An 11,571-nucleotide genomic window follows, 5' to 3' on the forward strand; every position below is an offset into this window, starting at 1 on the left:
CCCTAACCAGCGGGACGGGCGTGACGGTAGCCCGCGCCTCCGGCGTGCGAGGACGCCGTCTCGGGGCATGAGCAGGGCATGGATCGTATCGACGCTTACTGGCGTGCCGCCAACTACCTGTCGGTGGGGCAGATCTACCTGCTGGACAACCCGCTGCTGGCCGAGCCGCTGCGGCCGGAGCACATCAAGCCCCGCCTGCTCGGGCACTTCGGCACCACGCCCGGCCTGAACTTCTGCTTCGCGCACCTGAACCGGGTGATCCGCGAGCGGGACCAGGACATGATCTACATCATGGGCCCCGGGCACGGCGGTCCCGCGGCGGTGGCGCACGCCTGGCTGGAGGGCTCGTACACGGAGAGGTTCCCGCATGTCACGCGGGACGCGGAGGGCATGCGACAGCTGTTCCGCCAGTTCTCCTTCCCCGGCGGCGTCCCGAGCCACGCAGCGCCCGAGACGCCCGGCTCCATCCACGAGGGCGGCGAGCTGGGCTACTCGCTGGCGCATGCCTTCGGCGCCGCCTTCGACAACCCGGACCTGGTCGTGGCGTGCGTGGTGGGCGACGGCGAGGCGGAGACGGGCCCGCTGGCGGCGAGCTGGCACTCCAACAAGCTGCTCGACCCCGAGCGTGACGGAGTGGTGCTGCCGATCCTGCACCTCAACGGCTACAAGATCGCGAACCCGACGATCCTGGCGCGGATCCCGCAGGCCGACCTGTTCAAGCTGCTGGAGGGGTACGGCTACCGGCCGCACCTGGTGGGCCCCGACCACGAGGAGATGGCGGCCACCCTGGACGAGGTGTTCCGGGAGATCGACGCCTACCGGGCGGGCACGGCCGACCGGCTGCCCATGATCGTCCTGCGGACGCCGAAGGGCTGGACGGGGCCGCGCGAGGTCGACGGGCTGCCGGTGGAGGGCACGTGGCGGGCCCACCAGGTGCCGCTCGCCCAGGTACGGGAGAATCCCGAGCATCTGGCGATGCTGGAGGAGTGGATGCGCTCCTACCGTCCGGAGGAGCTGTTCGACCGCGACGGGCGGCCGGTCGGCACGATCCTGGAGACCGTGCCCGAGGGGCCGCGCCGGATGAGCGCCAACCCGCACGCCAACGGCGGCGAACTGCTCGTCCCGCTGCGCCTGCCGGACTTCCGCGAGCACGCGGTGGAGGTCAAGTCCCCCGCCACCCAGTCCAGCGAGCCCACCAAGGTGCTCGGCGGGCTGCTGCGCGACGTGATCGCGGCCAACCCGCGCACCTTCCGGCTGATGGGCCCCGACGAGACCGCCTCCAACCGGCTGTCGGCCGTCTTCGAGGTCACCGACCGCGCCTGGAACGCCGAGCTGCTGCCCACCGACGAGCATCTCGCCCCCGGCGGGCGGGTGATGGAGGTGCTCAGCGAGCATCTGTGCCAGGGCTGGCTGGAGGGCTACCTGCTGACCGGCAGGCACGGCCTGTTCAACTGCTACGAGGCGTTCATCCACATCGTGGACGCCATGTTCAACCAGCACGCCAAGTGGCTGGAGTCGTCGCAGAAGATCTCCTGGAGGCTGCCGGTCGCCTCGCTGACGTACCTGCTGTCGTCGCACGTGTGGCGCCAGGACCACAACGGCTTCAGCCACCAGGACCCCGGCTTCCTCGACGTGGTGGTCAACAAGAAGGCGTCGGTCGTCCGCGTCTACCTGCCTCCCGACGCGAACACGCTGCTCTCCGTCGGCGACCACTGCCTGCGCTCGCGCGACTACGTCAACGTCATCGTCGCCGGCAAGCAGCCCGTCCTCGACCTGTTCACCATGGACGAGGCCATCGCCCACTGCACCCGCGGGCTCGGCATCCTGCCGTGGGCGTCGACCGACGCGGGCGTCTCGCCGGACGTCGTCCTGGCCTGCGCCGGAGACGTCCCGACCCTGGAGACCCTCGCCGCCGCGGCCATCCTGCGCCAGCACCTGCCCGAGCTCAGGGTGCGCGTCGTCAACGTCGTGGACCTCATGCGCCTGCAGCCTCCCACCGCGCACCCGCACGGCATGCCGGACTCCCAGTACGACGCCCTGTTCACCACCGACAAACCCGTCATCTTCAACTTCCACGGCTATCCCGCCCTCATCCACCAGCTGGCCTACCGCCGCCACGGCCACGACCACCTGCACGTGCGCGGCTACCAGGAGGAGGGCACCACCACCACGCCCTTCGACATGGCCATGCTCAACGACATCGACCGCTACCACCTGGTGATCGACGTCATCGACCGGGTCCCCGGGCTCGGCGCCACCCAGGCCCACCTGCGCCAGCAGATGATCGACGCCCGGCTGCGCGCCCGCGTCCACACCCGCGAGCACGGCGAGGACCCGGCCGAGATCAGGGACTGGACATGGCCGCACGCGTACTCGTCCTGAACACCGGCTCGTCGTCCATCAAGTACGAGCTGGTCGACGTCCGGACGCGGGAGCGCCCCGCCAGGGGGCTGGTCGAGCGGATCGGCGAGGACGACGGGCGCCTCACCCACCACGCCGGTCTCGAGCGGCCCGCTTTCGAGCGGCGGGGTCGCTTCGCCACGCACGCGGAGGGGCTGGCCTCGATGCTGGAGGCGTTCGCCGCGGCGGGCCCCGACCTGCGCGCGGACCCGCCGGTGGGCGTGGGGCACCGGGTGGTGCACGGCGGGACCCGCTTCCGCGAGCCGGTGCTGGTGGACGACGCGGTGATCGCCGCCATCGAGGAGCTGGCGCCGCTCGCGCCGCTGCACAACCCGGTGAACCTGACCGGGATCCGGGTCGCGCGGGACGCTTTCCCCGGCGTGCCGCAGGTGGCCGTGTTCGACACCGCCTTCCACCGGACGCTGCCGCCCGAGGCGTACACGTACGCGGTGCCGCGTGAGTGGGCCGAGCGGCTCGGCGTGCGCCGGTTCGGCTTCCACGGGACGTCCTGCGCCTACGTCGCGCGGCGGGCCGCGGCCCTGCTGGACCGCGACCTGGAGGAGCTGAACCTGATCGTGCTGCACCTCGGCAACGGCGCCAGCGCCACCGCACTGGCCGCGGGCCGCAGCGTCGACACCTCCATGGGGCTGACCCCGCTGGAAGGGCTGGTCATGGGCACCCGCTCCGGCGACACGGACCCGGCGCTGTCCGGGTACCTGGCGCGGGTCGCCGGGCTGGACGCGGAGAAGTCCGAGGACGCGCTGGACCGGCACGGCGGCCTGCTCGCCCTCGCCGGCTCCGGCGACATGCGGACGGTCAGGCGGCGCGCCGCCGGCGGCGACGCCGACGCCCGGCTGGCCCTGGACGTCTACACCCGGCGCATCCGCAAGTACGTCGGCGCCTACTACGCGGTGCTCGGACGGGTGGACGCGATCGTGTTCACCGGCGGGGTCGGCGAGCACGACGCGGCCACCAGGGCCGAGGCGCTGTCAGGCCTCGACCGGCTCGGCATCACGATCGACCCGGCGCGCAACGAGGCGTCCTCGACCGAGGAGCGCGCCGTGTCGGCGCCTGCGTCGGACGTGGCGGTGCTGGTCATCCCGACGGACGAGGAGTGGGAGATCGCCAGCCAGACGCTGTCGCTCATCGAGTGACCCGCCCGGCAGCCCGGCGGCCGCGCCGCCGCCCCTTTCACGCGCCGCACCCGTCCAACGGAGCCCGTAAGGTACCGGTGTGCTGGTGGGCGAGGGACGGGAAGTCGCGCGGCAGTGGGTGCTCGGCGAGGGGGCCCGGCTACCGGGCTTCCGCGGCGCGTTCCTGACGGGCTCGGCGCTGTGGGCACGGCCTGACGACGTGCTGGCCGACAGTTCCGACGTGGACGTGATGGTCGTGCGCGACCCGTCCGCGCCGCCGGTGGGGCTCGGCAAGTTCCGGCACCGGGGCGTCCTGCTGGAAGTCTCCTGCATGCCGGACGACGGGCCGCTGCGCTCCCCCGAGGCCGTCCTGGGCGACTACCACCTGGCGGGCAGCTTCCACCTGCCGGGAGTGCTGGCCGACCCGACCGGCCGGCTGACCGTGATCCAGGAGAGCGTCGCCCGCCACTTCGGCGAGCGGCGATGGGTGCTGGCGCGCTCCCGCCAGGCGATGGACCGCGTGCGCCACCTGCTCGCCGCGATGGACGAGTCCGCGCCGCTGACCGACCAGGTCACCACCTGGCTGTTCGGCACCGGGGTGACGACGCACGTGCTGCTGGTGGCGGGCCTGCAGAACCCCACCATCCGGCGGCGCTACGAGGCGGTCAGGCGGCTGCTCGCCGAGCACGACCGGCTCGCCTGCCACGAGACGCTGCTGGGCCTGCTCGGCTGCGCCGAGCTGACACCCGACCGTGCCGAGCACCACCTGACGGCGCTGGAGGCGGTGTTCGACGCGGCGAAGGACGTCGCCGCGCCGTCGTACCGCTTCTCCTCGGACATCAGCGACGAGGCGCGGGCCGTCGCGATCGACGGCAGCCGCGACCTGATCCGGCGCGGCCTGCACAGGGAGTCCGTCTTCTGGCTGGTCGCGACCCACGCGCGGTGCCTGGCCAAGCTCTCCGCCGCCGGCGCGCCCCTGTCCGAGGACGCGCTCCTGGAACTGCTCGCCGACCTCGGCGCCGAGACCTTCGCCGCCCGGCGGCGCCGCGCCGGCCAGGTCCTGGGCACGCTGCCCGAGCTGTGGCGGCAGGCCGAGGCGCTGGCCCCCGATCCTGACGCCTGAACGTTCCCGGCGAGACGCTCGCGACCGGACCTGCCGGCGAAAGCGCGTCCAGGCAGCCGGCGGATCAGCCCGCGAACGGATCTGTCCGTGGAAACGCGCGCGAGCGGCCGGCGGATCAGCCTGCGAGCGGATCTGTCGGTGGCGTCGCGTAGCGTGCCTGGCATGGCCGACAGGAAGCGGGCTCTCCCGATCGACACCACCATCAGCTCCGCCGACTGGGACGGCCGCGATCTCACCCGCGAGACGTTCTCCCGCGTCCTGTTCGCCGACGTCGACATGACCGAGGTGGTCGACCAGGGCTCGGTGTTCGAGGAGTGCACGTTCAGGAACGTCCGGTTCAACGTGTCCGCCCACACCGACGCCATGTTCCTGAACTGCACCTTCTCCCGGTGCTCGTTCTTCGACGCCACCTTCTCCTCCTGCAAGCTGACCGGCAGCGTGTTCGACTCCTGCACCTTCGGGCTGCTGAAGGTCGAGGGCGGCGACTGGTCGTACGTCGGCCTGCCGGGCGCCGACCTGCGCGGCAGCACCTTCGACGGGGTACGACTGCGCGAGGCCGACCTGAGCGGGGCCCGGCTGGAGCGCGCCGAGGTGCTGCGCACCGACCTGTCGGGGGCGTGGCTGCACAGTGCCGACCTCACCGGCTGCGACCTGCGCGGCAGCGACCTGGGCGACCTCGATCCGCACACGGTCACGCTCAACAAGGCGATCATCGACCCGTACCAGGCGACGGTGGTGGCGTCCGCGCTGGGGCTGGACGTCCGCGAGCCCAGATGACATCTCTCCGAGGCCCGCGCACGCGGCCGGAAATGTCCACAATGGAGTAGGGTGCAGCGGCTCGGGAGTCCCACCGCTGGTGTCGCCGCACCGCAGCCACGGTGCGGCGGGGGTAGTCAGCGACGGCGCTTGCCCCCTGTGGCAGGGGGCTCGCCTGCGCCGAGCTGGAACGTCCGACGAGGCAGTGGTGAGGTGGAGCAGTGCAGGATTCGGGGTCCGCGGCACCGGTCGCGGTGCTCCTTCGTCCGCCGGCCAACCTGGTGAGCCGCAAGGCGATCCCGTTCTGGACGGTGCGGGCGGGGCTGGGGTGGGTCGTCGTGACAGCCCTGCAGATCGTCTGGCTGGTGCGCGACGAGCTGAACGCGGCGCACGTGGCCGGGTTCGTCGCGACCGCCGTCCTGGCGGCGGCGCACCTGACGGTGATGCCGCGCTGGCGGTTCAGGGTGCACAGGTGGGAGGCCACGCCCGAGGTCGTCTACACGCAGTCGGGGTGGTTCAACAGGGAACGGCGGATCGCGCCGGTGTCGCGGATCCAGACCGTCGACACCCAGCGCGGGCCGCTGGAGCAGCTGTTCGGGCTGACCAACGTCACGGTGACCACGGCGTCGGCGCGCGGGCCCGTGCACATCCACGGGCTGGAGTCCGCCGACGCACAGCGGCTGGTGGCCGAGCTGACCGCCAACACCCAGGCCGTGGGCGGGGATGCGACGTGACGTCCACCGACAGCGCCGCCTCCGTCGCCGAGGAGCCCGCCTGGTGCCGCCTGAGCCCGCTCATGCTCGCCGTGCATCCGGTGCAGGAAGTCATCCGGCTGCTGCCGGTGCTGGTCGGGGTGCTGTTCATCGGGCGCAACGACAACGGCCCGCTGTGGAGCCTGATCGGGCTGGGCGTGGCGGTCGGGCTGGGGCTGGTCCGCTGGCTCACCACCACCTACCGGGTGACGCCCGACCAGGTGCTGGTACGCCGCGGGCTGCTGCGCCGGCAGGTGCTGACCGTGCCGCGCGACCGGGTCCGGACTGTCGACCTCACCTCGCACATCCTGCAGCGGGTGCTCGGGTTGAGCCGGGTGGTCATCGGCACCGGCCGCTCCGACCGCGGTGACCAGGGGGTGACGCTCGACGCCCTGTCGACTGCGGAGGCGTCCCGGTTACGCGAGGAACTCCTGCACCGAGGCCGCCCCTCGGTGGAGGCCGGGAGCGTGCTGGAGGGTGTGCCAGAGGCGGGAGGGCCGGTCGGCGGCGCACCGGTCGCGGGCGTCGCGGAGGCAGGCGGGTCAAAAAAAGGGGCGCCGACTGTCGGCGGGTCGCAGTCAGGCGTGCCCGGCCGTGGCCTGTCCGCGGCGGGCGCGCGGGAGGCTGTACGCCTGGACGGTGACGAGGTCGAGGTGGCGGCGCTCGATCCGGCGTGGATCAGGTTCGGGCCGTTCACGCTCGCCGGGCTGGCGACCATCGGGGTGCTGGCGGGCGCGATGGGCCAGGTGTTCAACGAGACGAGACTGAACCCGCGCGACATCGGCGCCCTGCGCGCCGTCTACGACCAGCTCAACGCGGTGGCGGTGCCGCTGGCGGTGCTGGAGGTGACGCTCGGGGCGGTGGCCCTGGTGGCCCTCCTGTCCACCATCGGGTACGTCCTCGCGTTCTGGAACTTCCGGCTCACCCGGCACCGCGAAGGCACCCTGCACGTCACGCGCGGCCTGCTCACCACCCGGTCCACCACGATCGAGCACCGCAGGGTGGCGGGCGTGGAGATCAGCGAGCCGCTGCTGCTGCGGCTGGTCCGCGGCGCGCGGCTCATCGCGATCGCCACCGGCCTGCGGGTCGGCCGGGGTGCCGAGCGCGGCGGCTCGCTGCTGCTGCCGCCGTCCCCGGTGGCGGAGGTCCAGCGGGTGGCGGGCGAGGTGTACGGCGAGCCGAGCGTGGTGACCTGCGCGCTCAAGCCGCACGGCCCGGCGGCCCGCCGCCGCCGCTACACGCGGGCGCTGGCCGCCGCCGCGCTGGTCACCGCGGCCTTCCTGCTCCTGTGGCGGCTGGCGGGGTGGCCCGCCTGGACGTGGGAGGCCGCCCTGGCGCTCTTCCCGATCGGGCTCCTCCTGGCGGCCGACCGGTACCGCAGCCTCGGCCACAACCTGCTCGGCGGGAACCTGGTGGTGCGGCAGGGATCGCTGGTGCGACGTCGGCACGTCCTGTCCACGGACGGCGTCATCGGCCTGATCGTCCACGAGTCCTTCTTCCAGCGCCGGGCCGGGGTGGCGACCTTCACGGCGACGACGGCGGCCGGCAAGCAGCACTACGAGGCGGTGGACATCGAGGCCGGGGAGGCCGCCTCCCTCGCCGACGCGACGCTCCCCGGCCTGCTGACCCCGTTCCTGGAGCCGCGCCCACCCGCGTAACCGACCACCGACCGCCCCGCGCCGACCACACGGGCACCTCCGTGCTCGCCACCCTGATCGGCGGGCCGCTCGCCGACAAGCTGGTCGGTCCGCTGAGCCGTACCCGCCGGGATCGCGGCGACGCCGCGTCGCTTCATCGTCGGCCCCAGACCGTCTCCGCCGAGGAGAGCGGAGTGGCTGTCGCCGTAGGGAGTGCTATTCGGCGGCCGGGTGGCGGGTTTTCAGGAGGGCGAGGAAGGCGCGGAACAGCCCCGGCATGTCGATCTCGTCGGGGGCGAGCAGCCACTGGAGCTGGAGTCCGTCCATCACCGCGAACATCAGCGGCGCGGCCTGCTCGGGTGTGAGGCCGGCGGGCAACTCGTCGCCGAGTTCGGCGCGGATCACCTCGGCCATCCAGGCACGCGAGGTTCCGTAGCGCTCCCGGAAGAAGTCCTTGGCCGGGTGGTCCTCGATCACGCTCTCCGCGGACAGGACGGTGAAGGACTGCACGATGCCGCGGCGCTGCGCGTTGTATTCGACCAGTGCGGCCACGGTGTCCAGCGTGATCGCTCCCCCCTCGCCGGGCAGCACGAGCACGTCGAGGTTGCGCTCGTCGCGCAGCCGCAGAACCTCGGCGAGCAGCCGATCCTTGCTCGGGAAGTAATGCAGCAGCCCCTGCTGGCTGAGACCCACCCGCTCGGCGATCGACGCGATCGACGCCCCCGTGTAGCCGCGCTCGGCGAACACGTCGAGGGCGGCCAGCAGGATCTCCTCCCGCCGGCTCTCCTGTGATCCTCGGCGCCGCACCATACGTCAAATCCTCTCGTCGCGCCGAGCCTAACGCGATCAACAAGAATAACGATTACGTTTCACAACCTACCGACCACTCGGTAATCGCGGGCATACTCCGGAGGGAAAGTGCGTACGGCGAGGTTCAAGGAGATCACGTGGCTGGCCCCTCGTCGTCTGCCCAGGTGGGCTCGGCGTCTCTCCCAGCCACCACACGCGCCGGCTGCGTGCGCCGCCTCGCCCTCGCCGCCCCCGGTTCGCCGGCGACGCTCGGCGCGACCGCCGGCCCCGGCTCCCGCACGACGCTTCACGCCAGCGCCGGAGGAACCGGCCCGCACTCTTCCTGTTCGCCCCGATCGGCGTGATCGTGGGCACAGTTCTGGTCACTTGCAACAAGGAGGTTCGCTGACAGTGTCGGGAATCGAGCACGAGGACATCGTGGAACAGGCGCTGGGCAAACTCGACCTGGACGCCAAGGCGCGCATTCTGGCCGGTCAGGACATGTGGAGCCTGCCCGCGGCGCCCGGCGTCAGCCTCGATTCGGTCGTCATGTCGGACGGGCCGATCGGCGTCCGAGGCGCCAGATGGACGACCGACGACCCGTCGATCGCCCTGCCGAGCCCGACCGCCCTGGCCGCGACCTGGGACGTGGCGCTGGCCCGCCGCGTCGGCAACCTGCTGGCCCAGGAGGCCCGCCGCAAGGGCGTTCACGTGCTGCTGGCGCCGACCGTCAACCTGCATCGCTCCCCCCTCGGCGGCCGGCACTTCGAGTGCTACTCCGAGGACCCGGTGCTCAGCGGCGAGATCGCCGCCGCGTACGTCACCGGAGTCCAGGAGGGCGGGGTCGCCGCCACGGTCAAGCACTTCGTGGCCAACGACTTCGAGAGCGAGCGGATGACCGCCAACGTCCTGGTCGGCGAGCGTGCCCTGCGCGAGCTCTACCTGGCCCCCTTCGAGCTCGTGGTGAAGAAGGCGGGGCCGTTCGGCGTCATGGCGGCCTACAACAGCGTCAACGGGCCCACCATGACAGAACATGACGAGCTGCAGAACAAGGTCCTGCGCGACGAGTGGGGTTTCGACGGCGTCATCATCTCCGACTGGACTGCCGCCCGCGACACGATCCGGGCCGCGCTCGGAGGGCTCGACATCGCCATGCCCGGCCCCGACACCGTGTACGGCCCGGCGCTCGCGGCGGCCGTACGCGCCGGAGAGCTGGACGAGGAGGTCCTGGACGAGCACGTACGCCGGGTGCTGACCCTGGCCCGCCGGGTGGGCGCCCTGGGGGGCGCGCCCCGCGCCGAGCCCCTTCCGGCCGTCGACGGGGAGGCGCTGGCCCGTGAGGTCGCGGCGTCGTCGTTCACGCTGGTGCGCAACGACGGCGTCCTGCCTTTCGGCCCGGACACGAGCGTGGCCCTCATCGGAGGAGCGGCGAAGGAGGCCCGCGTGATGGGCGGGGGCAGCGCGCAGGTCTTCCCCTCCCATGTCGTGTCGCCGTACGAGGGGCTGGCGTCTGCGGGGGTCCGGATGGCGTACGCCCGCGGGGCCGACCCCAGCGGCAGGCTCAACCCGGCGCGCTTCCCGCTGCGCGCGCTCTGCCGGGCGGAGGACGGGCGGGTGCTCGGCGATCTCCCGCTGTCCGAGGGGGTGATCCAGTGGCTCGGCGAGATGCCGGAAGGCGTGGCCTTCCAAGAGCTGCGCAGCGTCGAGATCACCGGCACGTTCACCCCCGCGGTCGGCGGCGTCCACCGGCTCTCGATCGAGGGAGCCGGTCGCTTCCGGCTCGTCGTCGGCGGGCAGACCCGCTTCGACGGGACGATGGCCCCGCAGGGCGATGACCCGGCCGCGTTGTTCCTGGCGCCGCCGCACATCGTCGTCGACGTGGAGCTGCGCGCCGGGGAGCCGGTCGACGTCCACCTCGAGCACACGGTGTCCCGGTCCGACCTGCTGTCGTTCCCCGTCGTCGCCGCCACGCTCGGTCACCGGGAGCCGTCGCTCGGTTCGGATGAGCTGATCGAGGAGGCCGTACGGGTCGCCTCGGCGGCGGACGTCGCCGTGGTCGTCGTGGCCACGACCAAGGAGGTGGAGAGCGAGGGCTTCGACCGCACGTCGCTGAAGCTGCCCGGCCGCCAGGACGAGCTGGTGTCCCGGGTGGCCGCCGCCAACCCGCGGACGGTCGTCGTGGTCAACGCCGGCTCTCCTGTGGAGATGCCGTGGCGGGAGGAGGTCGCGGCCATCCTGCTCACCTGGTTCCCAGGCCAGGAGGGCGGCCACGCGCTGGCCGACGTGCTGCTCGGCCGTACGGAGCCGGGCGGCCGCCTGCCGACCACCTGGCCTGGCGTGCTCGAGGACTGTCCGGTCATCGACGTCACGCCCGTCCACGGTGTGCTGCGCTACGAGGAGGGCCTCTTCGTCGGCTACCGCGCCTGGCAGCGATCGGGTACGGCTCCCGCCTACGGCTTCGGAGCCGGTCTCGGATACACGACCTGGCGCTACGAGTCCGCCGAGTACGCCGACGGGACGCTCACCGTCCGGGTGGGCAACACCGGCGACCGTCGCGGCCGCGAGGTGGTCCAGGTCTACCTGGCACCCGTGGTGCCCGACGAGTCCAGGCCCGCCCGCTGGCTGGTCGGGTTCGCCGTCGCCGAGGCCGACCCCGGCGAGTCCGCCGAGGTGTCCGTCGAGATCCCACGCCGCGCGGCCGAGGTCTGGAGCGAACACGGATGGCGCCTGGTCTCCGGGGACTACGTGCTCCAGACCGGGCATTCACTCGACGACATCCGCCTCACCACCGCCCTGCCCCTGTAGGAGGGCGCATCCCGTTCGAGACGGTCGAAGAGGCGCCGGCGCACACCGGCAGGACGTACCCCTTGACCACGCGGCATTGGGTCTAGATCCAATGCCGTGTAGTTAAGAGTCTTGGCTGTGGGTCAAGGGTCTGTGGTGAGGATGTCGATGCTGATGGTGGCTTTGTAGCTGGTCCG

The 11,571-nt window shown here is 72.3% G+C and carries 8 protein-coding genes; 7 read left to right on the forward strand and 1 reads right to left on the reverse strand.

The features are described 5' to 3' along the window. Positions 1-78 precede the first annotated feature (78 nt). The 6 genes from ABZ297_RS34715 to ABZ297_RS34740 all read left to right on the forward strand — a co-directional run bounded on the left by ABZ297_RS34715 (position 79) and on the right by ABZ297_RS34740 (position 7,822). Positions 79-2,382, forward strand: a complete 2,304-nt coding sequence (locus tag ABZ297_RS34715; RefSeq protein ID WP_355355414.1) for a phosphoketolase family protein — start codon at positions 79-81, stop codon at positions 2,380-2,382. Next, a complete protein-coding gene (locus ABZ297_RS34720; RefSeq protein WP_355355416.1) occupies positions 2,358-3,554 on the forward strand; it encodes an acetate kinase in 1,197 nt (398 codons plus the stop codon). The genes ABZ297_RS34715 and ABZ297_RS34720 overlap by 25 nt, the downstream gene beginning before the upstream one ends. 79 nt (positions 3,555-3,633) lie before the next feature. Next, on the forward strand, positions 3,634-4,656 hold the full coding sequence (locus tag ABZ297_RS34725; RefSeq protein WP_355355418.1) for a hypothetical protein: 1,023 nt from the start codon (positions 3,634-3,636) through the stop codon (positions 4,654-4,656). A gap of 162 nt (positions 4,657-4,818) precedes the next feature. Next, on the forward strand, positions 4,819-5,433 hold the full coding sequence (locus ABZ297_RS34730; RefSeq protein ID WP_355355420.1) for a pentapeptide repeat-containing protein: 615 nt from the start codon (positions 4,819-4,821) through the stop codon (positions 5,431-5,433). A gap of 200 nt (positions 5,434-5,633) precedes the next feature. Beyond that, the gene (locus ABZ297_RS34735; RefSeq protein ID WP_355355422.1) at positions 5,634-6,146 is read left to right on the forward strand and encodes a PH domain-containing protein; all 513 of its coding nucleotides are present in this window, start codon (positions 5,634-5,636) and stop codon (positions 6,144-6,146) included. After that, the gene (locus tag ABZ297_RS34740; RefSeq protein ID WP_355355424.1) at positions 6,143-7,822 is read left to right on the forward strand and encodes a PH domain-containing protein; all 1,680 of its coding nucleotides are present in this window, start codon (positions 6,143-6,145) and stop codon (positions 7,820-7,822) included. The genes ABZ297_RS34735 and ABZ297_RS34740 overlap by 4 nt, the downstream gene beginning before the upstream one ends. A 195-nt stretch (positions 7,823-8,017) precedes the next feature. Here ABZ297_RS34740 and ABZ297_RS34745 read toward each other — a convergent pair whose 3' ends face one another. Then, positions 8,018-8,611: a TetR/AcrR family transcriptional regulator gene (locus ABZ297_RS34745; protein WP_355355426.1), complete on the reverse strand. Its 594-nt coding sequence runs from the start codon at positions 8,609-8,611 to the stop codon at positions 8,018-8,020. 390 nt (positions 8,612-9,001) lie between these two features. Between ABZ297_RS34745 and ABZ297_RS34750 the strand changes: the two genes are divergently transcribed. Beyond that, positions 9,002-11,395, forward strand: coding sequence for a glycoside hydrolase family 3 C-terminal domain-containing protein (locus tag ABZ297_RS34750; protein ID WP_355355428.1), 2,394 nt, complete (start codon positions 9,002-9,004; stop codon positions 11,393-11,395). Positions 11,396-11,571 lie beyond the last annotated feature (176 nt).

Origin of the sequence: Nonomuraea sp. NPDC005983, assembly GCF_040614375.1 — a bacterium.
GTDB lineage: Bacteria > Actinomycetota > Actinomycetes > Streptosporangiales > Streptosporangiaceae > Nonomuraea.